Origin of the sequence: Dawidia cretensis, assembly GCF_018598175.1 — a bacterium.
Classification (GTDB): domain Bacteria; phylum Bacteroidota; class Bacteroidia; order Cytophagales; family Cyclobacteriaceae; genus Ohtaekwangia; species Ohtaekwangia cretensis.
Map to the genome: position 1 here is coordinate 107,695 of NZ_JAHESE010000010.1, position 26,283 is coordinate 133,977.

General features: G+C 52.7%; 21 protein-coding genes. 9 read left to right on the forward strand and 12 right to left on the reverse strand.

Translation table 11 applies throughout. From position 1 onward, the window contains the following. Nucleotides 1-46 precede the first annotated feature (46 nt). Together KK062_RS12445 and KK062_RS30745 are read left to right on the forward strand one after the other, a co-directional pair. A complete protein-coding gene (locus KK062_RS12445) occupies nucleotides 47-2,464 on the forward strand; it encodes an ABC transporter permease (RefSeq protein ID WP_254084625.1) in 2,418 nt (805 codons plus the stop codon). Nucleotides 2,465-2,592: 128 nt separating this feature from the next. After that, complete coding sequence (locus tag KK062_RS30745) at nucleotides 2,593-2,727, forward strand: hypothetical protein (RefSeq protein ID WP_262898807.1); 135 nt, start codon at nucleotides 2,593-2,595, stop codon at nucleotides 2,725-2,727. A 422-nt stretch (nucleotides 2,728-3,149) separates the two neighbouring features. Here the strand turns inward: KK062_RS30745 and KK062_RS12450 are convergent, their stop codons facing one another. Both KK062_RS12450 and KK062_RS12455 read right to left on the reverse strand, forming a co-directional pair. Next, complete coding sequence (locus tag KK062_RS12450) at nucleotides 3,150-3,986, reverse strand: alpha/beta fold hydrolase (protein WP_254084626.1); 837 nt, start codon at nucleotides 3,984-3,986, stop codon at nucleotides 3,150-3,152. Nucleotides 3,987-4,028: 42 nt separating this feature from the next. Continuing rightward, nucleotides 4,029-5,264, reverse strand: coding sequence for a hypothetical protein (locus KK062_RS12455; protein ID WP_254084627.1), 1,236 nt, complete (start codon nucleotides 5,262-5,264; stop codon nucleotides 4,029-4,031). A 150-nt stretch (nucleotides 5,265-5,414) separates the two neighbouring features. Between KK062_RS12455 and KK062_RS12460 the strand changes: the two genes are divergently transcribed. Continuing rightward, complete coding sequence (locus KK062_RS12460) at nucleotides 5,415-5,777, forward strand: hypothetical protein (RefSeq protein WP_254084628.1); 363 nt, start codon at nucleotides 5,415-5,417, stop codon at nucleotides 5,775-5,777. A gap of 3 nt (nucleotides 5,778-5,780) precedes the next feature. Here the strand turns inward: KK062_RS12460 and KK062_RS12465 are convergent, their stop codons facing one another. Then, a complete protein-coding gene (locus tag KK062_RS12465) occupies nucleotides 5,781-6,308 on the reverse strand; it encodes a DinB family protein (RefSeq protein ID WP_254084629.1) in 528 nt (175 codons plus the stop codon). 100 nt (nucleotides 6,309-6,408) lie between these two features. Here KK062_RS12465 and KK062_RS12470 point away from each other — a divergent pair, with 100 nt between their 5' ends. The 3 genes from KK062_RS12470 (at nucleotide 6,409) to KK062_RS12480 (ending at nucleotide 9,276) form a co-directional block, all read left to right on the forward strand. Then, nucleotides 6,409-7,290, forward strand: a complete 882-nt coding sequence (locus KK062_RS12470) for an arginase family protein (RefSeq protein ID WP_254084630.1) — start codon at nucleotides 6,409-6,411, stop codon at nucleotides 7,288-7,290. 214 nt (nucleotides 7,291-7,504) lie between these two features. Continuing rightward, nucleotides 7,505-8,893, forward strand: a complete 1,389-nt coding sequence (locus KK062_RS12475; RefSeq protein WP_254084631.1) for a sensor histidine kinase — start codon at nucleotides 7,505-7,507, stop codon at nucleotides 8,891-8,893. Further along, nucleotides 8,890-9,276: a response regulator gene (locus KK062_RS12480; protein WP_254084632.1), complete on the forward strand. Its 387-nt coding sequence runs from the start codon at nucleotides 8,890-8,892 to the stop codon at nucleotides 9,274-9,276. Before KK062_RS12475 ends, KK062_RS12480 begins: the two co-directional genes overlap by 4 nt. 14 nt (nucleotides 9,277-9,290) lie before the next feature. Here the strand turns inward: KK062_RS12480 and KK062_RS12485 are convergent, their stop codons facing one another. The 7 genes from KK062_RS12485 to KK062_RS12515 form a co-directional block, all read right to left on the reverse strand. Next, the gene (locus KK062_RS12485) at nucleotides 9,291-13,487 is read right to left on the reverse strand and encodes a hybrid sensor histidine kinase/response regulator transcription factor (protein WP_254084633.1); all 4,197 of its coding nucleotides are present in this window, start codon (nucleotides 13,485-13,487) and stop codon (nucleotides 9,291-9,293) included. An 18-nt stretch (nucleotides 13,488-13,505) separates the two neighbouring features. After that, a complete protein-coding gene (locus KK062_RS12490; protein ID WP_254084634.1) occupies nucleotides 13,506-14,030 on the reverse strand; it encodes a cupin domain-containing protein in 525 nt (174 codons plus the stop codon). Nucleotides 14,031-14,129: 99 nt separating this feature from the next. Next, a complete protein-coding gene (locus tag KK062_RS12495) occupies nucleotides 14,130-15,251 on the reverse strand; it encodes a glycoside hydrolase family 26 protein (protein WP_254084635.1) in 1,122 nt (373 codons plus the stop codon). Nucleotides 15,252-15,313: 62 nt separating this feature from the next. Then, entirely contained in the window at nucleotides 15,314-16,438 is a 1,125-nt protein-coding gene (locus KK062_RS12500; protein ID WP_254084636.1) for a glycan-binding surface protein, read from the reverse strand. A 37-nt stretch (nucleotides 16,439-16,475) separates the two neighbouring features. Next, complete coding sequence (locus KK062_RS12505) at nucleotides 16,476-18,161, reverse strand: RagB/SusD family nutrient uptake outer membrane protein (RefSeq protein WP_254084637.1); 1,686 nt, start codon at nucleotides 18,159-18,161, stop codon at nucleotides 16,476-16,478. Between the two features lie 17 nt (nucleotides 18,162-18,178). Next, nucleotides 18,179-21,346 (reverse strand): SusC/RagA family TonB-linked outer membrane protein, encoded by a 3,168-nt coding sequence (locus KK062_RS12510; protein ID WP_254084638.1) that lies wholly within the window; start codon nucleotides 21,344-21,346, stop codon nucleotides 18,179-18,181. Between the two features lie 29 nt (nucleotides 21,347-21,375). Next, a complete protein-coding gene (locus KK062_RS12515) occupies nucleotides 21,376-21,528 on the reverse strand; it encodes a hypothetical protein (protein ID WP_254084639.1) in 153 nt (50 codons plus the stop codon). A 174-nt stretch (nucleotides 21,529-21,702) separates the two neighbouring features. On the opposite strand from KK062_RS12515, the gene KK062_RS12520 reads away from it, so the two are divergent. Next, complete coding sequence (locus KK062_RS12520) at nucleotides 21,703-22,173, forward strand: FKBP-type peptidyl-prolyl cis-trans isomerase (RefSeq protein WP_254084640.1); 471 nt, start codon at nucleotides 21,703-21,705, stop codon at nucleotides 22,171-22,173. Between the two features lie 51 nt (nucleotides 22,174-22,224). Here the strand turns inward: KK062_RS12520 and KK062_RS12525 are convergent, their stop codons facing one another. Together KK062_RS12525 and KK062_RS12530 are read right to left on the reverse strand one after the other, a co-directional pair. Further along, the gene (locus KK062_RS12525) at nucleotides 22,225-23,340 is read right to left on the reverse strand and encodes a LysM peptidoglycan-binding domain-containing protein (RefSeq protein WP_254084641.1); all 1,116 of its coding nucleotides are present in this window, start codon (nucleotides 23,338-23,340) and stop codon (nucleotides 22,225-22,227) included. Beyond that, complete coding sequence (locus KK062_RS12530) at nucleotides 23,337-24,107, reverse strand: DUF4905 domain-containing protein (RefSeq protein ID WP_254084642.1); 771 nt, start codon at nucleotides 24,105-24,107, stop codon at nucleotides 23,337-23,339. The genes KK062_RS12525 and KK062_RS12530 overlap by 4 nt, the downstream gene beginning before the upstream one ends. An 82-nt stretch (nucleotides 24,108-24,189) precedes the next feature. Here KK062_RS12530 and KK062_RS12535 point away from each other — a divergent pair, with 82 nt between their 5' ends. Then, nucleotides 24,190-25,530, forward strand: coding sequence for an NfeD family protein (locus KK062_RS12535; RefSeq protein WP_254084643.1), 1,341 nt, complete (start codon nucleotides 24,190-24,192; stop codon nucleotides 25,528-25,530). Beyond that, complete coding sequence (kdsB, locus tag KK062_RS12540; RefSeq protein ID WP_254084644.1) at nucleotides 25,527-26,270, forward strand: 3-deoxy-manno-octulosonate cytidylyltransferase; 744 nt, start codon at nucleotides 25,527-25,529, stop codon at nucleotides 26,268-26,270. Before KK062_RS12535 ends, kdsB begins: the two co-directional genes overlap by 4 nt. Nucleotides 26,271-26,283: the final 13 nt, after the last annotated feature.

The following is a 26,283-nucleotide window of genomic DNA, read 5'->3' on the forward strand; positions in this document are numbered from 1 at the left end:
CTGCTTGAGCAGGGTTAGGGGCCTTTTATATCAAACCCTTTACCCTATGTTTAAAAATTACCTGCGATTTTCCACGCGCGTCTTTCTCAAGGACAAATTCTTCGCTACACTCAACATCCTCGGCCTTGCGCTGGGCATTGCCGTCAGCATTATACTGCTGCTAATCTTACAGAACGATCTGACCTACGATCAGTACCATGTACACCACAAACGCATCTATCGGCTGGGCGGCCACTTAAGCGCCACCGGCATTGACATTCGGGTGGCCCGTTCTGCGCGTGAGCTGGGAAATGTATTACAAGCAGAATTACCCGAAGTGCAAGCCGCCGTGCGGGCAAATAGTTGGGACCACACGCTGGTAAAATATGAACCGCGCACCGGTGAAGAACGTGCCTTTTATGAAGAGAACATCGTACGCACCGACTCCAACTACTTCCAGGTGTTCTCGCATACATTTCTGGCCGGCGATCCCAAGACCTGCCTGGTCGACCTCAATACACTCGTACTGACACAGTCTACCGCGAAACGATATTTCGGCGATGAGCCCGCACTGGATAAAACGTTGCTCATCGACAACACGGCGTATAAGGTAACCGGCGTCATTCAGGACCTGCCATCAAACACACACCTGTCGTTCGATATACTTCTCTCCCAACTTTCCGACCGCGAATGGGTGCGTGAGAACGGCCAGATCAAATCGGAAGCATTCTGGAATCCGGATGTGTACCTGTACCTGCTCATGCCCGAAGACTACGAACCACAGGCATTTTATAGTAAGTTTCCTGCCATCTTCGATAAATACTTCAAATCCTTTGGCGACCAGGTGGGCGGTAAATACGAACCGATCCTGGAACGTCTCGACCAGATTCATTTTCATTCCGGTCTGACTTCCGACGAGCCGCAAGGCAACATGGCCTATCTCTACGCCTTTAGCGGAATCGGCATCTTCATCATTCTGCTCGCCTGCATTAATTATATGAACCTCTCTACCGCCAAGTCGGTAAACCGGGCTGCGGAGATCGCGATGAAGAAGACGCTGGGCTCGGGCAAACTGCAATTGGTAGCATCCTTCCTGGGTGAATCTGTTTTTCTATCCATCATTGCCTCGATCCTGGCACTGTTCATTGCTGCCATGGTCATTTACGCCACTTCCTTCAACGCCCTGATCGGCAAAAATCTTGCGCTCGACTTTGTGCACAACCCGGTGTTGCTATTCGGAACGGTAGGGCTAACAGTATTGATCGGCATCGTCTCGGGCCTATATCCGGCCTTCTATCTGCCTGCCATTCCTACGCTGCAGGCGCTGAAGGGCTCCTATAAACACCGCAAATCAAGCCTGGTGCTCCGAAAAGTGTTAATCACAACACAATTCGGCATCTCCATCTTCGTGGTGGTATGCACACTCTTCATGCAACGGCAGATCCGGTATGTGCGTAACAAAGAGCTGGGCTTTACGAAAGACAACGTCGTGGTGCTGCCAATCAACGACACGTTGGTGCAAAACCAGATCGAAGGCATTAAACATGAATTCCTGCAACGACCTACGATCACACAGGCCACTACGGCCTACCATGTATTGGGTATGAATGTCGATGGACAGCCCGTAATGTGGGCGGAAAGCGAAAGCGGCATGAAGCAGCAGGCCTTCACACTGATGTTTGTGGGCGACGATTACCTCAAGACCATGGGTCTGACGTTACTCGACGGCCGCGATTTCCAACCGGGCCTCGCCGATGAGGGGCATTCTTTCTTAGTGAACGAAGCCGCCGCGAAACTGATGGGCTGGGGTAACAGCGCAGTCGGTAAAAAGGTCAAGTTCTTCCACGACAACGAGGACAAACAAGTGGTTGGCGTCGTCAAAGACTTTAACTATAACTCCCTGCACAACGCCGTAGAGCCGCTTTTGATAGCACGAGGACGTGACAGCGGTGGCTTCCTACACCTGCGTGTGCGAAGTGAAGATCTGCCCGAGACCATGGACTATATCCGGCAAAAGTGGTCGCAGATTGATCCCAACCACCCCTATGAATACTTCTTTCTCGATCAACGTTTCAACGAACAGTACCGCGCGGACGAGATTCAGTACAAGCTAGTATCGACTTTATCTTACATCTGTATTTTCATCTCCCTGCTGGGGCTGCTGGGTCTGTCGGCGTTCACGGCGGCGCAGCGCACAAAAGAGATCGGCATACGCAAAGTGCATGGCGCCTCGGTACCGCATATCATCTACATGTTGTACAAAGATGTGATGTATCTTGTCTTGCTGGCGTCGGGGTTGATCATACCTGTCGCCTGGTATGTCGTTACGCAGTGGCTGGGCAACTTTGCCTATCAGATGCCACCGGACTATGCGCTGTTTGTTGTCGTGACCATCTTTGCCATAGCCTTCTCGTTCCTCACGGTTGCGTTTCATTCCTGGAAGACAGCACGTACAAACCCGGTGGACTCATTGAAATATGAATAATCGATCGCAAATAATACATGCTTAAGCCTGGTTAATGCAAGCGAATTGAGTTGTTTTTGTCGTGATAAATTGGAAATAATAATTTGTAATTATATTTTAGCGGCTCAAACAAATTAAATTTTATAGCTATGGCAAAATCAGCTAAAAAAACAGCAAAGAAAGTAGCGAAGAAAGCTGCTCCTAAGAAAGCCGCTAAGAAAGCCGCTCCTAAGAAGGCCGCTAAGAAAACTGCGAAGAAAGCCGCTAAAAAAAGCAGCAAGTAATTCAGTTGAAGGCAGCATAGACAACTATGCTGCCTTCGCTATTTAAACACGTTACCCGTCACCCTCCGTTCTCCCTTTCTCCTCCTCCACCTTTGTCTTCCTGATCACCAATCTCCATCAACGCATATAAGCGACGCTTGCGTAGCACTCTTCTCCTGTCCATACATTTACACAGAAATATCCCCAATAAGCCCGTACACGGCCTCAAATACGCATTAAATACCTGTTCGATGTAGGCATACATTTACTAAGGGATGGTATAAGACAAAGTTTGAAGCTATGGAAACCGAGAATAACATCAACCACCACGAGCTGATCATCGAAGTAATTACCTGGACAGCATTGGTCGCCATTGTGCTGTATTGATGCCGGTCACACCCGGCGCGAACAGCTGACCGAAGGGACAACCGGTCCGTTAGTTCCTAACTATTCAGGAACCGTTCGACTGACAATCCCTCGAACTTTTCGGGATTTTCAATCTTGTGAAAGACTTTCTCTAACGCCTGATTGAGCGCTACCGGAAGCTCCAGCATCGGAAAATGACAGGTTCCGTGAAGTACCGTCAGCTCATAACCGGCGTTGGCATGTTTGCTCAACAGGCTTTCGTCCGTAGGAATGTAGTCTACGTTGATCAAATATAATTTCCACCGGAGCTGTTCCAACAGCTCCCGCTCGCGTGCAGCAAAGCCAAAGATCGACGGTAACGAGCCAATCACCATCGGCGGGTATGCCGTACGGTAATCGTTGGTAACCATGTCAACAATGCCGATATCCGTATCGTGGGTTAATAATCCTTGTTTGGCGTACGACTCTACCGTGTTACCAAAGTCTGCCTGGAGATTTTGCAGAATACTGCTGACCTGCTGCGTTACCTCCTCCGGCATTTCGGAACCGGCCTGCTTCAGTGCATCGATCACAACAAGTCCCAATACCGCTGCCGGATTGAACGCGGACGCTTCCAGAATAACATCAGATCCCATCGAGTGGCCAATCAAGATGACCTTGCTAAGGTTTAATTCCTGGATGACCGCGTTCACATCGGCAGCAAACGCTTGTATCGTCCACTCCCGACGATCTTTTCCCGACTGCCCATGTCCCGGCAGGTCGATCGCGATCACGCGATAATGTTGTTTAAAATGCGTGACCTGTTCCTCCCAGTATAACTTGTCAATGCTGGAGCCGTGCACGAAGAATAAAGTAACCTCTCCGGCACCGGCGTCGATGTAATCAATCGGAAGACCGTCTCTGTAAACTACCATAAGCTTGGGGATTGTGAACAGCCAAAAGTTAAAAAAGCATGCCTATTCAGATCTTTTTGCGCGTCGTTTCCGGAAATACATCCACGTTCCGGCCACCAGCAACACCAGCAATCCGCTATAGATATGAAATTTTAATTTCCATGCGCCAGACGCTTTCGCGGAAGAACTGGCGGCGGCATGCCCCCACGCGATGAACGCATCGGCCATCGGCAACTGTCCAAAAAGATACCGTTTCTTTCCATCGTGGGTCATCGGTACACCAAAAGCCTCGATGCTGTTTCGCAAACCGACATAATCTTGTTGCTCATGATAAAGTGCCAACGTGCGTAAGCCTGCCAACGAAGCTGCTGCTCCTGCGTGTAAGATCACCGGCCCCGAATCGATGTCGCCGAAGCCAACTGTTCCGGCCGGATACTCGCGTATACAGGGCAAGCCAAATCGATGCGCGATGAACAGCGCGCGGTAACGCTCGAACTGCTCGCGGGCAAAGGCCGAATCGATCTCTGGCAGAAAGGAAAGCATCAAACTTTGCGACGAACCGCGCGCGCCCTCTCTCATCGCGCCCGTGACGGGGTCAACTTCATGCGGAATCAATCCGTGGCCATCCAATTGCGCGCGCACTCGCTTGATCCATGCATCGATGACATTTTGATAATGCGGTTTGAAGAGTTTATCATGCAGCGACAACGAGGCTACTCCCACTATGACATCGGCCGGCCAGGCGCCAAATCGATACGATGGTGGATACGGCGTTTTATCTGATTGAATGGCCTGTGCAATATCTTGACACCGCCCCCGAAAGGCTGCTACTTCGCTGGGCGACCGCTTCGAGGGAGCCTGCAACAACAGTTTTCGACCAACAACATAGTTATACCAACCCTGGTAAAAAGCTCCGTACGACAGCGGAAGAAATTCGTCAAAGATCTCTCGTGCGGTCTCCGACCCAAGATAGTCACACGATCGTTCAACTTCCTGGAATGCTTCGCGGTATAAGGCGTCGCCCGCATCCGTCTGCCGGGCTACATCTGCCCATGCCAGTCCATACAAGGCATTCATAAAAACATATCCTTCCGGGTATAACTCCTGCATATCATCGGCCGCACCGTCGTCCAGGGACTGCTTCAAACCCCGAAGCTCCTGCAGCAGATCATCGTATTGCACATGTCCATCCCGCATGTCGACAACCGGCTGATAGTACAGCGTAATGTTCAAATATAAAATGAGTACTACCAGTAATCCACCAAGGGCAATGCCTATACTGTTCCAAAACTTCTGCATCCAAAAAATTTTATACACCCGTAAAGCAGCAATTTACCCTGTAAATCCGCATCAATCGCTAACTCTGGTATAGAATATTGGAAGTGAGCCGTTCGTTGCGTATATTCCCTGATCTTTGTCGTTCGGATCGCTGTTAAAATTTTCCGGTATATGCGCGCGCTACTATGCTTATCGCTGGTCCTGCTTACTGCCTGTCAATCGGGAAGAATTCCTTGTCCCGAGCCCAAGGCCGTCAAGGTCAAACGCTCTGTGATTCACAAACGCTTTCTGAATTCCGATCAAACGCTTTCTGCCAAGGCCGATGACGATCCTAAAGCCCGCTCGGCGCGGGATGGGAACAAAAGTTCCGTACGCGTAATCAGCAGTGTGTCGGTCGAAGAATGGGATTGTCCGCAACCCGGCCGGAAAAAATATATGCCGCGATCCGTCAGGCAGAATATCCGGAAAAATATGAAGAAGATCAATACCCCCGAGAACAAGCGAGACTCCGTCGCCACGCAGGTACACCCTTAGCGATTACAACCTCCCCGACGCCCGCGCATCTTTCACCACCCGCATCGTAACATGTAACTGCCCGGCATGACGCTGTGTATGCTCCGCGGCATGTACGAGCAGGCCAAGCACAGTCGACGGTATTTGTTTACGACCCACCCCACGGCTTTCCAGCAACGTGCGCTCATCGGTTTGGCGCAACTGCTCCAGACAAACATCCACCTGCTCTCGAAATTTTGTGAGTAGCAAGGCCACGGTGCATCCTTCAAATGGCCGGCCTTCGCCTTCCAACGCTTCCAGTTGTTTATCGGAAAGTACTTCGCCCCGCGCATAGGTAAAAAGCCGGCTGAGCACGCCACTTAAATGTTGCAAATGAAACCCGACCGAAGCCACCGATGCAGGCTGAAGCCACAGGGCGTCATCCGGAAAATCAGTCATCCATGATTCCACCTCTTCGCGCGCCTGCAACAAAGCATGTGCCACAGGTTGAAGATGTGGCGGAATGCCGTCAATCGGGCCCCGCAGCCAGACTTCCAATATATTGTGATTCATGAGCGTGTCGTACACAACAAAGGTAAGTTGTTTATGAACGATAACCACCAGGCACAGCCTTTTACGTTGTTGTTGCGATATGAGGCCACAGCACAACGATATGACAATTCTCGCGGCACCATCGATTCTGGGCCTTCGCCCCTCGGGTGTCGAGCGACTAGCCGAACAATTGTTACAGGCCGGCTTAGCAAAACGGCTTGGAATAAAACAACCGCTGCAATACGTACCCACACAAAACGATCGCTATAGCCAACAGCGCGATCCGCAAACACATTGCCTCAATACGCTCCCCTTACGGGAATTTTCGAAAACATTGGGTGCCGCCGTACAGCGATGCATCCCTGAAAATTTTCCCGTTGTATTGGGGGGTGACTGCAGCATCTTGTTGGGCATTATGTCGGCATTAAAACGGCTCGGTACCTATGGCATCGTTTCGCTCGATGCGCACGCTGATTTCTACGAACCCGAGAAGTCAACCACAGGCGAAGTTGCCGACATGGACATGGCCATTATTACTGGCAGAGGCCCCGACCTGCTAACCAACATCGACAACCTTAAACCCTATGTACAAGACCAACACGCCATCCACATAGGACAACGCGATTGGACGGAAACACAACACTACGGCTCACAAGACATTCGTCAAACCACCATCACCTGCATCGACCTGGCAACGCTCCGGCAACACGGCGTCGCCCGGCAGAGCGCATGGGTGGCGAGTCATTTGCAATCGCTGCCTATCGCAGGTTGCTGGCTCCATTACGACACAGACGTACTGGCGGACGATCTAAACCCCGCAGTAGATTACCGGCTACCGGGCGGCCTGCACTACGACGAAGTCGAGCTATTGGTACGAAGCCTGCTTACCACCGGTAAAATTGTCGGTATGAGTGTCTCGATCTTCAATCCCGCCCTCGACTCCGAAGGACATATTACCGCAAGTCTCGTCGAACATTTCGGGCGCATCTTTAACGTGTCGTAACACGCTCATTTGCGTGCATGGCGGCGCACAAAAATATCGAAGCGAGTGTATTCCAGACTCTTGCGGGACAGCCCGGGAGTTGTCCTGTTATCCAGGTCGACATGATAGCATTCCGTATCGACGAGTTTTACTTGCCGATTAAACATTTTTCTCTTACCTTAATATACCGAGCAATTTTCGTTGAAGTCACATTCGTTGAAGCCATAATGGCGATATGAATCCAAAAATATCCTCCATTACCCCGCGCAACGTAATTGCGTTGATCGGGATCATTTTCTTCGCATCAGCAGTTCTGATCGTGATCAACTATTACACCATCCTGATCACATCGGGTGTTCGCGCGTATATTAACGGCGAGTCCCAATATTCCAAAGGGCAAAAAGATGCATCCCGCAATTTGTTGCTCTACCTCGATACCCACGACACACTTTACTTTAACCGTTTCCGCAAGGAGTTAAGTGTGAACATCGGCGACAGCATTGTGCGCGTGGGTCTCAGCACCGGCGCCGATGAGTCGATTGTGCGTGCAGGACTTACCGCAGGCCGCAATCACGTCGACGACCATAGCGACATGATCTGGCTTTTTAAGAACTTCGGAAATGTCTCGTTTATGAAGCGCGCCATTAAGTTATGGAAAGAAGCCGATTACATCATTTTACAAGAATACCGGCTCGCAGAAGAGGCGCACCTCAAGATTTTACAGGGACAACTGACGGCCGCCGACAAAGCAGAGTATGTAAGCAAGATCACCGAATTTACGACGGGGCTCACGATTCGCGAGCGCGAATTCTCGGGGGTCCTGGGCGCCGCCGCGCGTACGGTCAACTATTGGCTCTTTATTACCAATGTGGTCATGACCCTGTTAATCATCGGCAGTGCCAGCGGTTATGCCATGGTGATGATTCACCGACTGCGTGAAAACAACGCCGACCTCTCCCGCACCAACCATGAGCTGGACAAGTTTGTTTACAGCGCTTCACACGACTTGCGCGCACCGATCTCGTCGTTGAGCGGCCTGATCGAGATCGCAATGGCCGAAGGCGACGTAAACCAAATCAAGTCCTACCTCGCGCTCATGAAAACCACCCTGGGCAAACAGGACGAGTTTATCCGAGAGATCATCGACTTTTCGCGCAATAAGCGCACCACTGTCCACCGTAAAGAAGTAAACCTCGATACCCTGTTCGACCAGGTAATTGCCCGCCACCAATACATGCCTGGCGCGCACGATATTGCCATTCACAAGGAAATAACCGATCCGGTCCTCTGGATCGACGGCCTGCGACTGGAAATTGTCATGAACAATATCATTTCCAATGCCATCAAGTACCACGACAAATCCAAAGAAGAAAAATACATTCTTATTAAAAGCTATCGCAAGAATGGCGCGCGCGTGATCGAAATCGCCGACAACGGCCAGGGCATCCTGAAGGAATACCATGAAAAGATCTTCGATATGTTCTTCGTAACACCCAACAGCCAAAAGGGATCAGGACTGGGGCTGTACATCACGAAGGAAACCATTACCCGGTTAAAGGGCACTATACGGGTCGAGTCCGAATCACGGACCGGCAGCAACTTTATTATCAACATTCCTGCATGAAAACCGATTGCCAGTTCCTCATCATCGACGACAACGAGGTAGACCAACTTGTCACACAGCAGTTGCTAAAAAAAGATTTCGGCGCGGTGGAGGTTGCCCAGGCGGGGAACGGCATCGAAGCCATGCAATGGATACAGGACCTGAAGTCGGACCTGCCGAATAGCCTGGTAATTTTATTGGACGTACGCATGCCCCTGATGGACGGTTTCCAATTCCTCGACGCCTTTGAGTCACTGAACGAAGAGGTAAAGAAAATGACCAAGATCATTATGCTCTCCTCTACGCTTGATCCACGCGACATCGAACAAGCCGAAGCGCACAAGAACGTCATCCAGCTGTTTAGCAAACCTCTGCCTGTAAAACAGTTGCACGCGCTCATCTAGCCGACACCACCGGGCTATGCATTATCGGCCGGCGACGGTGTCGGCTTGTCCGCCTCCTCGCCCTGTCTGCTTATCCCGTAAGCAGAAGGCGTAACCCCAAACAATTTCTTAAAACACTCCCGAAAGTACGGAAGGTCGTTAAACCCAACCTCATAGGTAATCTGCGCAATGGTCAGCTCGCCCAGAGCGAGCAATTGCGCCGCCCGCTTCAGCCGGATGGTACGAATAAATTCATTGGCCGACTGGCCCGACACCGCTTTGAGCTTACGGTATAATTGCGTGCGACTCATCGCCACATCGCGCCCCAGGTCTTCTACACCATATGCCGGATTGCCCATGTTGCGTTCGATGCTTTCGAGCACTTGCTGTACAAACCGGGCATCGGTAGATGTATGCGTTACCTGCTTCGGCGACAGGCGGAGCGTAGACCGATCCTGGAAAGCTGCGTGCAACTGCTCCCGCCTGCGCAACATGTTACGCACCTTCAATTGTAACACCTGTGGATGGAAAGGCTTCGTAACATAATCGTCCGCACCGGTCTCAAGCCCTTCTACTTTAAAGAGCAGCGAGGTACGGGCCGTGAGCAATATGACGGGAATATGTGCCGTGCGGGCGGAAGTTTTCAGCGTGCGACAAAGGGTTATTCCGTCCATCACGGGCATCATCACGTCGCTGATAATAATATCGGGTATTTCGTCCTGGGCAATCGCCAACCCCTCCTGCCCATCGGCCGCCTCGCGAATGCTATATTCTGCCTGAAAAATCGAACGTATATAGTCGCGCACGCCAGCATTATCTTCGACAATCAATAGTTTTTGCACGTCTTCCGGATGCTCCGGTGGTTCCGTACAAACCGGTGCCGTATCGCCGACCGGCGGAACAGTATAAATAAACGCATCGGTCTCTTCTATACCGCTGGCGCGCTGCGACGCATCAAAGTGCGTACTCCCCTTGCGGAGCCGGATGATAAAACGCGTAAAGACGTGCTCCTCGCTCTCTACTGTAATAGTGCCCTGGTGCATATCTATCAGGCTTTTTGTCAGTGCGAGGCCTATACCGGTGCCGGCATGATGCCGGTCTTCATCATAGCTAAAAAAACTTTGAAAGATATGTTCGACATGCTCGCGGCGTATACCCTTTCCGCTGTCCTCCACAATTACAGCTACAGCATCTTCCAATTCTTGTACCCACAGCACAACCCGGCCACCCGCCGGTGTATTCTTGAATGCATTCGACAGCAGGTTAAACAAGATCTTCTCAAAATGATCCCGGTCAAACCATACGTGGACCACCGGTGACGATGCCTGCAAGGTGAAACTTAGTTGTAATTCCGCGGCCAATGCGTCAAATGACAATTTTACTTCTTGCACAAATTGCACCATGTTGCCTTCGCTTACCGCCAGCGACAGATTACCCGACTCGGCCTTACGAAAATCCAACAACTGGTTTACCAGGTGCAGCAGGCGCTGCCCGTTGTTTTGCACCACCAGCAGTTGGTCGCGCACCGGCTTGCCCACACCGGCGGAATCCAGCAGACTGTGCAATGGACCGAGGATCAGCGTCAGCGGTGTACGAAACTCGTGGGAGATATTAGTAAAGAACTGCAATTTGGCCTGGTTGAGCTTCTCCAGGTTCTCGCGTTGCAGCCGTTCTACTTTCAAGTCATGTCTGAAATTGGCGCGCATCAGGATCAACTTGCGGAAGAAGTGCAGGATCAACAAGCTGGCCAGCACATAACCCACGGCGGCCCAGGTTGTTTTCCACCAAGGCGGCAGAATGACCAGCGACGCCTCACTTTCTGCTTCACTCCAGACGCCGTCGCTGGTGGTGGCCTTTACTTTAAACTGGTAGTGACCGGGGTTCAGGTTGGTATAGTTAGCGTAACGGCGAGTGGCCTGTGTGTAATTCCAATCCTTGTCAAATCCTTCGAGCTTATAAGCATAGCGTGTCTTCTCGGGCGCCGCATACATCAGGGCCGTAAACTCGAACGAGATGGAGTTCTCAAAATGTTTGAGCGTTACCTCGGATGTCTCCGCAAGCGGTTTTTCCAACACCACACGTCCGCCAAACGCCGCCCCTACCGGCACAGGTTTGTTAAACACCTGAAAGTCGCTGATTACCACATTGGGCACGACAGGATTGGGCACGGCTGCTGCCGGATCAATAATATTAAACCCTTCCGATCCCCCGAAGAGCAATAGCCCCTTCGGGTCCTTATAACAAACATGGTTATAGAAAAAGCCCCCCTGTATACGGTCGTGGCTGTCGTAGCTCTTGACGAAGTGTGGGTTTCCGGGATCGATCACGGTCAGGCCATCCCAGTGGGCCAACCACAGCTTGCCGCTGTCATCTTCAAGTATGCTGACGAGCACATTATTACTCGGCCCCGCCTCGAAGGCGTGCGGCCGGAACGTTTCCGTGCGGCGGTCAAAAGTATTCAACCCACCCTCGGTGCCGATCCAAAGCCCGCCGGCATGGTCCTCATACATGGCATTGATAAAATTGTTAGTCAGCTCACTGTGCAGGCTATCGCCCCGGTAATAGTGGCGTACGTCCAGTCCCTGGGTTGTCCGGCGCACGCGGTAAAGACCATTGCCCCGGCTGCCAATCCAAAGCGCGCCCGCGTGGTCGGCGTGCATCACCACCATCGGCACCCGTTCCAACAATGGCGCTTGGTATTGCACTACCCGGCCTTCGGGCGTAATCATATTCAGGCCACCACTCCACGTGCCCAGCCAGATATTGCCCCGCACGTCTTCGGCAAAAGACATGACGTAGTCGTCACTGATGGGGGCCGCCGACCGCAGCCCATAATGTTTGAACTGTGTAATCTGCGGGTTATTTCCCACAACTTTCTCCGAAAATGTATAGACACCGTCTCCCGCCGTACTGACCCACACGTTGCCGCGCGAGTCGGTAAACAACACCTGTATAAAATCCGTAAAGTCGTTCGCCTCCCGGTGCCGGATGGTATAGCGCCGGAATGTACCATTGGTAAACCGGAACAAGCCCCCGCCGAGTGTCGAGATCCAATACCCACCGTCGCGTGCACTGCGCAGGCCCGTGATGATGCTGCGCGTCGGATCAAATGCCGAGGTCTTGTGTGCCGCAAAGCCTTTAGCGTAGCTGTCGTATTTGTTTAATCCTTTTTTTGTACCAACCCACAATACGCCGCCACGATCCAGGAAGAGCGACGTAACCGTATTGTGGCTCAGGTTCACCGTGCGATCATCACCTCCCAGGAAACGCATGAACCTGCCGGCTTCGGGATCAAAGAAGTTTAACCCCATTTCCGATCCGGCCAGTATATAGGGATGCTCGCCGTCCACCACCATAAAGGCACGAAAGAGATTATAACCCGACGATTTACCCTCTACGATGTAGTTCACCGTACCCGTCTCGTCCACACGCTTGATTCCTTTTTTGGTACTATACCAAATCACAGGTGGCCGGCCACGGTGCCGGGTTTCTTCAATGTGGTATATATGATGATGGAGGCTGGCGTCGGCGGGGTCGGCATCATTGTAGAGGTACCGTACAAACATATAATCCTTCCCGCCATTGGCTCGGGGTGGTATCATTCTGTTGAGACCGTATTCGGTGCCCACCCACAAGTCGCCGGTGGATGAAAGAAATATATCCGTAACGAACGGCTGGCTGAGGGTGGTTGTATCGTTCACATCCAATACAAACGCGCGGAAAGAGCCGGTAGCCTCGTTCAATAGATTCAGCCCGTACTCCGTCCCTACCCACAATTGCCCCTGGTCGTCTTCTTGCAATGCCCAGACGTTGTCATTGCTCAAACTGGCCGGGTTGCCGGGCTGATGCTGGAAGTGCGTAAACTTATCCGTGCCATGATCGTAGCGGAACAATCCACCGCGATGGGTACCGATCCAGATCGATCCTTTCCGGTCTTCATAGATCGTGGTGATTTTATTGCTTCTGATCTTATCCGGGGCGTTGTCGGAGTGAAAGACCGTGGCGGTATACCCGTCGTAGCGAATCAGTCCGGACCAGGTGCCGATCCATAAATATCCCGTACGATCTTGTAAGATACAGTTGATGGAGCTCTGAGAAAGCCCAAGCTTTTCAGGCAGTGCATGAAAGATGATATTCTTCTGCGGAAGCTCGGCAGGTTGGGCCGCCAGCCTGACCGTGCCTAACCCGGCTACGACCAGCAGATATGCCCACAGGAACCTCCATACAGACATGAACAGATGTTTTAAAGTTTATAAGACCGACCTTCCAAAATCGTCTTGCACCCGCACGATATCATCTTCGTCAGAAGGGTGCAAGGCATCCGTATGTTGCCATATCTCGGCAACCATGCCCCAGTTCTCCAGGCCCACCAGCCGGTGACGCTGGCCGCGATCTAACCGGATAACATCTCCGGGCATCATCGGCTGTACAAGGCCTTCATCGTCCGTCGGACTTATGGCCACACCGGCCTCGCCGGCGACAAGCTTCCAAATCTCCGCGCGTCGGTGGTGATATTGCCACGACAGACGCCGGCTGCCTTGTACAATCAGTATCTTCGGACTCAGCCGCCCGCCGATGCGGAGATCCGCTACGGAAATACCAAAAAAAAACTGTTGTGCAAATTGTTGCGCTTGCGTTTCGTCGATGACAAAAAAACCGCCCCAGGGCCGGGCCAGGTCGCGGGAGGTTACTAAAAGACCGTTGGCTTCCAGGTACTGTTGCACTTTTTCAAAGATCGCAAGCTTTGAGTCGGTAGGGTAAAAGGTTAAGGGCATGTCGATGGGTTTGGTAACTGAAATATCGTGAATCATACAGATATTTCCTTCACCCAGACACTTATTCTAACGTATAGCATACAGGGCGGAGGCTCCTTCCTACCTATATACCGCCTCCAAATCATTTTCAAACACGGTATACGGATCCTGGTAAAACACCTGAAAGTCGGCTGCCGCCGGATGTCCCGGATACGGCGCATAATGATGCTTGTCATTTCCATTGCGCCACACCATGATGTAAGCCATTTGAATAGAACGATCCGATTTCAATGGTTTCAGGATTATATCGGTATACCACGATGGATTTGTGACACCCTCTAACCCCGTTTCCGTGAATGCCGCAACTTTCTTTTTTTCCCGCGCGAGTGCCGATACTGCAGACAACCCCGTCCGTAAATCATCCGCCTGCTCCTCCGGTGACTTTTTATTCCAGGTGATGCCGACGTCCATATAATTGTCATAGCCCAAAATATCTACATAGTCATCGCCAGGGTATCCATATAGATAGGAAGAGCGTGCGTCCTTTAAATTCATGCGACTACGATCGGGGGAAAATGCGTAGAGAATGTGATGCAGCCCTTTGGTATTTTTAAGATAGTCTATCGTAAAGCGCCACAATTGAATATACTCTTCTTCGGTACACAAGCCTTTGCCCCACCAGAACCAGTTTCCATTATGTTCGTGAAACGGCCGGAAAATGATGGGGATCGGCGAATGGCCATGCCTACAGGCTGCGAGGAACGCCGCCACACGATCGAGACGCTGAACAAAGTCGGCGTGCTGTTTGCCCCCCGGCAGAATGGATTGTACCGCGCGCGTCGTGTCCCACGAGCCCCCACCGGTTACGGGATTGTCCACGTGCCAGGAGATAGTATTGATCCCACCGCGCGTGTAGACATCGCGTATCCAGCGGTGCATGGATTCGAAGGGGACACCGTCGATGTTGTTGCGTTGACCTTCTTTGCCGAGGTCCCAGCCGTGGACGGCGGGATAGGCGCCACAAACGTCCTTTATATCCGACCGGCCTTCTGTACCGGTCCAGCCAACGCCGTAGGCATCGGTTTCGTGGTGGCCGAAAAGGATGCCTTTGGTGGAGAGGGATTGCAGGTTGCGATATAGGGATGCCGTGCCAGCGGTAGCCTGGGGGTCGAGCGGGTGCTGGGCGAACGTCGGTATAGTGACAATGCTTGCGACGAGTATATATAATAGCGATCGAATCATGGTATCTAAATTTTATGATGAATCGGGAGCGTGCACGCTCCCGGTCTCACCGCACGCTGTTTTTAGGGTTTGGGAACGACGCGAACGTTGTCGAAGGCTATGTCGGCGTCGAGGGTGCCATCGCCGTGAAAAAGAAAGCGGATAAAATAGCCGTCGGGATTTGCCTTCGGGTCTTTTACGATCTCATTCAGCGGGATGGACACCGTGCGCCACGCGCCATGGGTGTCATAGTGTGGCCATAGATACGTGCTCGCGTCGTTGTCCTCGCCCAGGGTTATTTTGATTTGGTTGGAACTATAGGGCTTTAACGTGTTTACTTCAAACTTGAACAGGTAGTTGGCAGGGTTTTGCATGGCGTCGGCCGGGATATTTTTGGTAGTACTGCCATCGACGTTGTTAGGGCCGCCGACTACTTCCGTCCACGCCCACGAGCCGATCTCGCGCTTCACGTGAATATAATTGCCCGAGATATCCGGCGGCGTATCGCCCGACGCAACATAGTCTCCGCCCCACCATCCCCACCAGGGGTCGCTGCTGATCAGAAGCGTACGGTTGTCGCGGTAAGGAAATATAGCCGTACCGCCGCCATAGACGCCGGATACGACAATATCCGCCGGGCCGTCAGGTATACCGGGTGGCACGACGGTTACGACGGAATCATAGCTGGAATATAGCACATCGGCTACTACACCGCCGAACGTAACTTTCCCTGCTTCCGGTGTGACGGCGTATAAGTCGAAGTTCGCCCCCTTTACGACAACCGTCTCGCCGGCTAATGCGTATTCGTTCGCGGCCAGGCCGTATACAACAAGTGGGGGCACCGATACCTCCAGGGGCGCTGTTACCGAGCCACCGCCTGTAGTCAGTGTGATCCGGTTGCTTACCTCCTGCGGTACCACACGGGGTATTTGGAGCGTGATCTCGGCTGGCGTAATAAACGCCTGCCGCAGATCAACCTCCACATCGTTTATCAGCAGGCTTTGAACACCACAAAGGTCGTGGCCTTGAATGATAATGAAGTCGCCCATGTTGCCGCCCGCGATGGTCTCTGTGCGGTTCTGTGCCGTCGACACCCGTGTGATTTCCGGCGTGCCGCAGCCACTCTCGTCGTCGCTACACGACACAGACAACACTGTGCCCAGCAATACGACAAGGAAAAGTCTTATTGATGAATAGATGATTTTCATACTGTCATTTCTTTTTTTGATGAAAACATGCCCCCGCTTACCAGCCGGGATTCTGTCCGTTGTTTGGTCCGCCCAGGTTCTTATTGGCATTTAGCTCGCCCAGCGGTAATGGGAACAACAGGTGCTTCTCCTCACGGCGTTTAATGACGTTGTTTTCGTCAACATCCACGGCATTCATAACCTGTAAGTATATACCCCACCGCAGCAGGTCCCAGCGACGGCCACCTTCCAGCGCCAGCTCGCGGGCGCGTTCTTCCAGAACAAACGAGCGAAACTGCTGCTTCGTCATGGACAGCGCCGCCGTGGCGCTACTGCGCGTACGCACGCGGTCCAATGCACCGTAGGCCTCGGTCGTCGGGCCGTTCACTTCGTTCTCTGCTTCGGCATATACCAGCAGTACGTCGGCAAAGCGCAGGAAGGGATAGGCAAAGTCGCTATTCTCGGTGTTGCGGTCGCTTACACCTTCGAACTTGCGCAAGATGGCCCGCATGGCACCGGTATTGGTCAGCGCCTCGTCATCGGGCGTCCAGCCATAAGGCGGGTCAACCTCGTGCCGGCGGGCAGTATCTTTCAGCGGATACATGCGCCACGCGCCCCATTGATACCAGCGATGGTTCACACCTTCCGTAATACGCTGATCGTTGTCTTCAAAAAGCTCGTACCAGTGTATGCGCATGCCATACACGGCGCCTTGTAGCTCGTCGCCTGTTGTAGTTTTATAGGAGCCCGCAAATTCGTGCGACACAACATTACGAAATACAGCATCGTTGGCAATGGAATGCAGTGACCAGATATGCTCTACCTGGAAGCGATTTTCTTTCTTCCACACGTCGGCATACGTCGGAAACAGGTCATACTCTTCACTATCGATCAGCTCACGGGCCTTTACGCGCGCAGAATCGAAATATGCCAGTGCATCCATAGACTCGTGGCCCGCAACGACGTTCTTGGTAAACGTAACCGTCGCGGGTTCCGCTATTACTTCATCCGGGTCATTGGGGCCACCCACGGGTATAACGGCCGGGCCACCCTTCACGGTAACCTCCGCTCCTGTCAGAGCCCCCGAAGCCATCGTCAAATATACCTTGGCCAGCAAGGCCTGCGCGGCGCCGCGGGCCAACGTATTAGCCTCCGCATCGGCTTTGGAGAACATCAGGGACTCGGCGCGCTTTAAGTCGCTGACAATAAAATCGTAGGTTTCTTGTACGGACGCTCGCGGCTGTTGCGGCTCGGCGCCTTGCACCACCGTCTGCCGGAAGATGGGCACACCGCCATACCCTTGCACCAGGTTAAAATATGCCCACGCCCGCAGGAAGTATGCCTGCCCCATGTAGTGGTTCTGCTTTGCGCGATCGAAGCTCATGCCATCGATCGTACTGATCGCCGACGTAGCCCGCTCGGCTAGCAAATACGGTCCTTGCCACAGACGGTACATATCACCATACGACTGCCAGTTGCCGGTACCGAGCTCCTTCATGCCCCAATCGGGACCGGTTTCATAGTCACCGTCGAAGTTCGTCACGCGGTGCCAGATGCCCCACTGAAAGTATAGGTCGCCTCCGATGGTGCTCAGCGCACCGTCTATCATCATTTTAGCACTCGACTCGTTGTCTTCGATACTGTCCGGGCGCAAGATGGAGTATGCTTTCTCCTCCAAAAAATCACTGCATGCTACAAACTGTAAGAGCAGGCAGAGCACAAATATTTTCTTGAGTGATTTCATCGTTGTGTGCGTAGAAGTTATAAGGTTACCTTAAGTCCCAGCGAGTACGTACGGCTGCTGGGATACGATGCCAGGTCAACACCGCGGCGGGCGTCAGACCCAAACCCGTTTACATCCGGATCGTACCAGCTGTAATCGGTAATGGTAAAGAGGTTGGTGATGTTACCATACACGTAGATCGACTGAATATACTTGAACCGGGGCACCCAATTATACCCCAGCGAGATGTTCTTCATACGAACATACGAGCCGTCTTCAATCTCACGATCGGAGAAGCGCCAGATGCGGGCCTCCGACCAGTTAGGCTTGGGCTGGGTGGCCCGCTCGGGATTCTCCGCCGTCCAGCGGCCGTCATACATAAACTGGGGAATGTTCTGATATTTACCCATGCGCATGTTGGCCAGGTTGTAGTTTACGATGTCGTTGCCCATCACGCCCTGCAAAAAGACATTGAGTGTAAATCGTTTGTAGTTGAAGGTATTGGTCAGTCCGAAAGTATAGTCGGGGTTGGTGTTACCGATGATCGTGCGGTCACCATCACCAATGCCCGGCACACCGTCGAGATCTTTATACTTCTGCTCGCCGATTTTAGAACGCACCGTCTTCTCACGGCTCTCGACCGGCAGGCTGGCATAGTGAGGATCGGCCATCACCTCCGCCTCGTTGTCATAAAAGCCATCCGTCACACTGCCATACACCGCCCCAACAGGTTGACCGTTGCGGAAGATAAAGATGTTGTCGATGGCATACCCCAGGCGGGTAGCGAACTGGTCGTCCAGCAAATCCTGAATCTCATTGCGATTAAAAGCGATGTTACCGCTTATATCCCATTGCAGGTTGTTACGCGCAATGGCCTTGCCGGTAAGCGACAATTCCAATCCACGGTTCTCCACGGTACCGAAGTTGGCCTGAATGTTGGCAAAGCCCGTACTCATCGGTATTTGCAACTGCTGCAACAGGTCACGGGTCTTCTTTTGATAGACGTCCACTGTCAGACTCACACGCCCGTTCAGCAAGCCAATGTCCAAACCAGCGTCTACTTGCTTCGTTGTCTCCCATACGAGGTTTTCATTACCCGGCGTGCCGTCTACCAGCGCGCTGACGATGGCGCCGTTAAAAGCAGCTTGCCCGAGCGTGAGCTTGGTAATCGTAGAATAAGCGCCGATGGACTGGTTGCCCGTCTCGCCATAGCTCCCGCGCAGTTTCAGGTCGCTGAATATACCCAGCTGTTGAACAAATTGTTCTTCCGAAAGCTTCCACGCCACGGCAAACGACTTGAAGGTAGCCCACTTGTTGTTCTCCGTAAACTTGCTCGAACCATCGCGACGGAACGAAGCGGTCAACAGGTACTTGTCTTTATACGCATAATTCACACGCGCCAGCGTCGACAGCAACGTATTGCGGCCTTTGAAGTTACGCGGCTGCTGACGGTCCGAGCCCGCGTTCAGGTCGTTGTAGCCATTTACATCCAGCTTAAAGTTACGCACCTCCACCGACTCGTCTTCGTAGTTCTCGATCTCCGACGTCAGACCTGCCACGGCATTGATGGTGTGGTCGGTGGCAAACGTCTTGTCAAATATCATCAGCGACTCATACGTATTCTTGGCCCAGGTATTGGAGCTTGTCTGTGCCACGCCGCCGAACGCCTGGCCTTCCCAGGTATACTTGCCGTAAAACGCCTTGCGGTCCCACGACGAGAAGTTATACCCAATGTTCTGGCGGAACTTCAGAAACGGCAGCAACTTCAGCTCGATATAGTTAGCATTAAAGAACGTCATGTTCCGGAAGTCGTTCTTTGTCGAGTTGATCGATAGCCACGGGTTTGGTGCAAGCCAGCTGATGGTGCTATACCCCGACGCCCCATTAGAATATATTGGCTGCGAAGGCGGAAACACCAGCGACGACCAGATCAAACCACGGTCGTCCGCATTGGTCTTGGCCATATTATAATCGCCCAGACCAAACTGCAAGCTGGTACCAATGGTCAACCAGTCCTTCAGGTTACGGTTGACGTTGGCCCGCACCGCCAGGCGGTCATAGCCCGAGCCCAGGATGGTACCCTCCTGCTTGAAGTAATTACCGGAAATCATATAATTACCCTTCTCGGTACCACCCGACGCCGACAAAGTATAGTCCGCCGTGGAACCGTTCTGGAAGATCATATCCTGCCAGTTCGTCCCACCACCGAGGTAGCCATCAAGAAAATCTTGTGGCGTAGGTTGGTACGTAGAGTCACCCGCGGAGTTCACATTCCACTCGCCGTTAAAGTCGGGTACATATTGCACACCTTCATACGCGCTATAGTTACGATTGCCTTCCAGCTGGTAATTCGCATAATCATACCCATTCAGCATGTCAATCTGCTTGACCACTTGCGAAATACCATAGTTCACGTTGAACTCGATCTTATCTTCGCCCGCGCGTCCTTTCTTCGTCGTAATGAGCACCACGCCATTGGCGCCACGGGAGCCATAAATGGCGGTAGCCGAAGCATCCTTCAACACCTGGATAGACTCAATATCCTGTGGGTTGATAAAACCCATGGGGTTGAGCATCTGCTGCTCGCCGCGCTCGGTGTTACTGGTAGGCGAATTGCCCGTGGTAAACGGAATACCATCGATGACGTACAGCGGCTCCGTGCTACTGGAAAACGAGTTGGCCCCGCGCACCTGAATACTGATGCCCGCCCCGGGGGCGCCATCGCTCTGGTTTACCTGTACCCCGGCAATGCGGCCTTGCAACGCCTGGGTAATATTCGAGATGCCGGTGAGGTTGAGATCTTTTGCCGTCACACCACCTACGGCGCCGGTCAGGTCACTCTTTCGCACTTCGCCGTAACCAATCACCACAACCTCGTTGAGCGTCGAGACATCTTCGGCCAGGGTAACGTTCACGGTTGTCTGATTGTTTACCGCTACATCTTGCGTGGTGTAGCCGATGAACCGGATTTGTAGAATAGCGTCGGGCGCTACGTCGATACGGTAGGCGCCGTCGGCGTTGGTAATGGTGCCGGTGTTGGTATCTTTCACCAACACGTTGGCACCCGGAATGGCATTGCCGGCGGGGTCTTTCACCACGCCGCTGACAGTGGCGAGCTGCGCGTGGGCCAGGGGCCCCAGGAGCAACAGCCACACGAGCAGCCCGATGAGGCGCCTGCAAGGATTTGGTAGAGGTTTACACGTCATACTGTTTAGGTTTAGTTTGATTGAGGTACTTAGTCCAGGAATATCTTCACCATCAGCAGAAAGAAGATCAGTAGGAATGCCCCGACGCTCACTTCGAGAAAAAACAGCCAGGCAGCCCTGCGGTAATCTTTTTGAGCGGCCAGGCGGCGCGTTTGCTTGAAGCGGGTAACCCAGGAAAACATTCTTTACGCAATCGATTTAGGCAGGAAAGTTTCGATTTTAGCGCAGAAACCAGGGTTGGCAAATGTTCCAAAAACGGGGGACAAACGTTTCCGATACAGAATTAAGCGCGTTTATAGCAACCCGACTTTGCCGGTTACCCAAGGTTGCGGTACGATTTTTTTCTACCTTTAGGCATGCAAATCACAAAAAACAAGGTTGCCGCGATCCACTATACGCTTCGCGACAACGCAGGTACGGTCATCGACACCAGCGACGGACGTGAACCTTTGTATTATATCCACGGCATCGGAAACCTGATTCCGGGCATGGAAGAAGGCTTAGAAGGAAAAAAGAAGGGTGATAAGCTCGAGCTGAAGATCTCACCAGATAAAGGATACGGTCATAAAGACCCGTCGATGGTACAGGAAGTACCCAAGTCGGCGTTCGGCGATCAGCCCGTGCGTGCCGGCATGAAGTTCTCTACCGGCCAGGGCGGCGTGGTAACGGTAACAGAAGTAGGCCAGGATTCCGTTACGGTGGATGCCAACCATGAGCTGGCAGGTGTCGAGCTAAACTTCGACGTAGAAGTAATCGATGTGCGCGAAGCTTCTTCCGAAGAGCTGGCACATGGCCACGTACACGGCGAAGGTGGCCATCATCACTAATCAACCCCAACGATCATAAAAAAAGCCCGGTGTCATCACCGGGCTTTTTCTTTATTTATAGTACGTTACTTCGACTCTGAAGCGCGCATCGATCGCGCCCAGCCGGTCGTACGCCGACTTGGATATTTTGATGATGAGCTTGTCGGTCATCGCCGTATCGGGCAGCTTGCCCATCACACGCACAAACACCTCGCGGTTGTTCATTTCGTTTTTGATCTTGAGGATCGTGCCCACTGGCGCCGTGCGGTGCAACGCCAGATATTTACGATTACCTTCGGTACCTTCGATCAGCTCCGCCAGCCCCGACTCCATTACTTCGTCACTGTTCTTCACGCCTTCATACACGCGAATTGTTGTGGTCTTGGGTTCAACAGGTTGTTGTTTTACAGCCACGGGCTCCGTCTTCTCGCGCGGCGTTTCCGTTACCACCGGCGGATCATGTTTTACCGGTGTAGGAGTTGGCGTAGTAGGAGTCGTGTTGGTCGTAGGCGTGGTGCGCGGCTCTTCGGCCGGCGTGGTTTGTCCCGACGGTTGTTTGACTGCCAGCGTTTGACCAATGCTGATCTCGTTGTTGGCAAGATGGTTCCAATCCTTCAGCTGTTGTACGCTGATACCATGCTTCGTGGCAATCGAAAAAAGTGTCTCTTTTGCCTGCACCGTATGCACACCTTTACCCGATGTTGTGGGTGCTACCGTAGTCGCATTTTCCGACGGGGTGGTGCCCGTCGTCGTATTGCGACGTTTGACAACAAGCTCCTGTCCGAGCGAAAGCGTGTTATCGGTCAGGTTGTTCCATTGCTTCAGCTCATCTACTGTCACGCCGTAGGCTTTCGAAATCGAAAACATCGTCTCGCGCGCCGCCACCACGTGAATGAAGCCACCACGACCAGCAACAGGTGTAGCGGTCGTCGTCGTACGATTTGTCGTCGGCTTCGTGTAGGGCACTTTTAATATCTGACCCGTGCCCAGCCCGGAAGCTGCATCGGGGTTGTATTGCACAATGGCATCGACGGTAGTGCCGTATCGTTTTGAAATGCCATACAGCGTTTCTTTTTCTTCTACCCGGTGTACGACAAAGATTTTGCCGTTCACAGTCTCGATACCCAGTGAATCATAAGCCTGCGGCTGAAAAAATAAAGCACCCGCGTAGATCAATACATTTATCATAAAAAATAGCTTATAAGCTCATGTTTATTCTTCACGAAAAATAAGCATCCCGAGAGGATGAAAAAAGTATCCTGACCGATTCCTTTCAGGTGCTCACCTGTTTTTTCCTGCAGTAACAATTCACCCGTATCGCTCCACACCGTAAGGTGACTGACAAGGCCTTGCTCCTGCGTATAATATGCTATAAAAATCTTGCCATTATACTCCACGTATTCCAACGACAGAACGACCGATAAATTTAACTTTTCACGTAAAAATTTTGCTACCGTCCGAAAATACTCCGTGCCATCGCCATATTGTTGCGGCCGCAGCACAACATCGGGTGCAGTGGGTACAACCGCAGACGGGGCCGGTATCTCCTTGCCGGAATGCAACGCCAGCACGAGCGGTTTAGAGCCCACACCCGACGAAAATCCATAGAGGCAATCGTCCTGTCGCCTGGCGAGCGTAAAATCATTGTGCCACCACTGCAACTGCAGGTCGGCCAGTGTATAGGCCAGCATGCCTTTGCGGTCGGGATTATTAGTATCGATGTAGAGCGTCATCAGCACCATACCATCGGCGGCATCGGCCAGCGCTACCCACCACGGCTCTTCCAGGACCTTGCCGTGCCACAAGAAGCGGTCATCCTCGTAGTGCAGCGCAGAAAATGTCACCTGCTTGCGCGCGTGGTCGCGCACTTCCAAAAGAAGCACGTTCTCGTCGGGCAACACCACCGTGTTCCAAACAACGCCGTCGAATACATGAGAAAACTTCCGCTGCAGCATGCTCCCCAACTCTGTCTTAATTTGGCTATTTTTATGCAAGGTATTGAAGATTGAAAGATTGGAAAATTCTAACCCTAAAAGATTGGTAGCCCGTATTGCCGGGCTTGTCGCTTGCCTCGCCCTGCTGGTGTCCGGCACCGTCAGCGCCCAGGAAAAGCATGTGCTGGTGCTCAGCATCCGCGATGAGATCGACACACGCATGGCGCGTTATGTAGAGCTCGCCCTGCGGGAAGCGGAAGACACAAAGGCCGACATCGTCCTGGTCGACATGGACACCTACGGCGGCATGCTGACCGACGCCAAAGATATTGTCGACAAGCTCATGCAGATAAAAAAGCCTGTATGGGTATTTATCAACACAGATGCCGCCTCGGCCGGCGCGCTGATCTCCATCGCCTGCGATAGCATTTACATGGCCCCCGGCGCCAGCATCGGCGCGGCCACGGTCGTCACGGGCAACGGCGAGCGCGCACCCGACAAATATCAATCCTATATGCGCTCGATCATGCGCTCCACCGCCCAGGAGAACGGCCGCAATCCCACCATCGCCGAAGCCATGGTAGACGAGAACGTCGAGCTCGACAGCATCAAGAAGCCCGGCCAGGTCATTACCTTCTCCACCGACGAAGCCATACGCCATGGCTACTGCGAAGGAAAAGTAACCTCCATCGACTCCCTGCTGCGCCAGAACCATATTACCCACTATACCCTGCATCGCTTCGAGCTCTCGGGGGTTGACAGTACTGTAGACTTTTTCATGAACCCGTTCATCAGCGGGCTACTGATCCTTTTCATCCTCGGAGGTATATATTTCGAGCTGCAAGCGCCTGGCCTGGGATTGGCCGGATTGCTGGCCCTGATCGCACTGGTGCTATACCTGGTGCCCTATTACCTCAACGGCCTGGCGGAAAACTGGGAGATCCTCACCTTGCTGGCGGGCATTGCCCTGATCGGCGTCGAATTGTTTTTGATACCCGGCTTTGGCGTAGCAGGCATTGCCGGCATCACCCTTACACTCGGCTCCCTGGTATTGATCATGATCAACAACGATGCGTTTGATTTTTCCTTTGTCCCTGCCAACGACATGCTGCTGGCGCTTATCGCCGCCCTCGGCGGCATGGTGGGCAGTATGGTACTGTTGTTTGCGGGCAGCGCGCGCATCATGAACAGCCGCGCCTTCCAGCGCGTGGCCCTGACCGACACGCAAGACAGTACACAAGGTTACACCGCCAACTTTAATCAAACATCCATGACCGGTAAACAAGGCGTCGCCCACACCGTACTGCGCCCGAGTGGCAAAGTAACCATTGACGGTCAGGTATACGATGCCTTTACACGCGGCGAATACATCGAGCCCGGAGAAGCCATTGAAGTGATCGACAACGAAACCACCACGCTAAAAGTCAGAAAACGACAACCATGAATATACTCGGCATTATACCCGCCCGGTACGCCTCCTCCAGATTTCCGGGTAAACCCTTAGTAGACATTGCAGGAAAATCGATGATCCGCCGCGTATACGAGCAGGCCAATAAATCAAAGAGCCTGTCAGCCGTTGTGGTAGCGACCGACAATGCAGAAATCTTCGACCACGTAAAATCCTTTGGCGGCCAGGTCAGCATGACCCGCGAAGACCACGCCAGTGGCACCGACCGCTGCTACGAAACCCTCTTGCAACAACCCGGTACATTTGACTACGTCATCAACATCCAGGGCGACGAGCCCTTTATACAACCGACACAAATCGACCTCCTCGCCTCACGCCTCGATGGACAGACCGAGATTGCCACACTGGTAAAAGCCATTCACGAGCAAGAGACTTTGTTTAACCCCAACGTGGTAAAAGCCGTTGTGAGCGCGCGCCGCGAAGCATTATACTTCAGCCGGGCCACCTTGCCGCACATTCGTCTGACACCCGAAGAGCAGTGGCTTCAACGCCACACGTTCTATAAACACATCGGCATGTATGCCTACCGTGCCGACATCCTGAAACAAATCACGCAGCTGCCCATCTCGACACTCGAGAAAGCGGAGTCACTCGAACAACTACGCTGGCTGGAAAACGGTTACCGCATTGCCATAGCCGAAACAACCGAAGAGACCATTGGTGTCGACACCCCCGAAGACATTGCACGCGCACAGACCCTGTTAACCAAAGCCTAAACCTTATAGCTAT

Coding starts and splice junctions, on each gene's coding strand:
- KK062_RS12445 (WP_254084625.1), top strand. CDS start 47: ATGTTTAAAAATTACCTGCGATTTTCCACGCGCGTCTTTCTCAAGGAC.
- KK062_RS30745 (WP_262898807.1), top strand. CDS start 2,593: ATGGCAAAATCAGCTAAAAAAACAGCAAAGAAAGTAGCGAAGAAAGCT.
- KK062_RS12450 (WP_254084626.1), bottom strand. CDS start 3,986: ATGGTAGTTTACAGAGACGGTCTTCCGATTGATTACATCGACGCCGGT.
- KK062_RS12455 (WP_254084627.1), bottom strand. CDS start 5,264: ATGCAGAAGTTTTGGAACAGTATAGGCATTGCCCTTGGTGGATTACTG.
- KK062_RS12460 (WP_254084628.1), top strand. CDS start 5,415: ATGCGCGCGCTACTATGCTTATCGCTGGTCCTGCTTACTGCCTGTCAA.
- KK062_RS12465 (WP_254084629.1), bottom strand. CDS start 6,308: ATGAATCACAATATATTGGAAGTCTGGCTGCGGGGCCCGATTGACGGC.
- KK062_RS12470 (WP_254084630.1), top strand. CDS start 6,409: ATGACAATTCTCGCGGCACCATCGATTCTGGGCCTTCGCCCCTCGGGT.
- KK062_RS12475 (WP_254084631.1), top strand. CDS start 7,505: ATGAATCCAAAAATATCCTCCATTACCCCGCGCAACGTAATTGCGTTG.
- KK062_RS12480 (WP_254084632.1), top strand. CDS start 8,890: ATGAAAACCGATTGCCAGTTCCTCATCATCGACGACAACGAGGTAGAC.
- KK062_RS12485 (WP_254084633.1), bottom strand. CDS start 13,487: ATGTCTGTATGGAGGTTCCTGTGGGCATATCTGCTGGTCGTAGCCGGG.
- KK062_RS12490 (WP_254084634.1), bottom strand. CDS start 14,030: ATGCCCTTAACCTTTTACCCTACCGACTCAAAGCTTGCGATCTTTGAA.
- KK062_RS12495 (WP_254084635.1), bottom strand. CDS start 15,251: ATGATTCGATCGCTATTATATATACTCGTCGCAAGCATTGTCACTATA.
- KK062_RS12500 (WP_254084636.1), bottom strand. CDS start 16,438: ATGAAAATCATCTATTCATCAATAAGACTTTTCCTTGTCGTATTGCTG.
- KK062_RS12505 (WP_254084637.1), bottom strand. CDS start 18,161: ATGAAATCACTCAAGAAAATATTTGTGCTCTGCCTGCTCTTACAGTTT.
- KK062_RS12510 (WP_254084638.1), bottom strand. CDS start 21,346: ATGACGTGTAAACCTCTACCAAATCCTTGCAGGCGCCTCATCGGGCTG.
- KK062_RS12515 (WP_254084639.1), bottom strand. CDS start 21,528: ATGTTTTCCTGGGTTACCCGCTTCAAGCAAACGCGCCGCCTGGCCGCT.
- KK062_RS12520 (WP_254084640.1), top strand. CDS start 21,703: ATGCAAATCACAAAAAACAAGGTTGCCGCGATCCACTATACGCTTCGC.
- KK062_RS12525 (WP_254084641.1), bottom strand. CDS start 23,340: ATGATAAATGTATTGATCTACGCGGGTGCTTTATTTTTTCAGCCGCAG.
- KK062_RS12530 (WP_254084642.1), bottom strand. CDS start 24,107: ATGCTGCAGCGGAAGTTTTCTCATGTATTCGACGGCGTTGTTTGGAAC.
- kdsB (WP_254084644.1), top strand. CDS start 25,527: ATGAATATACTCGGCATTATACCCGCCCGGTACGCCTCCTCCAGATTT.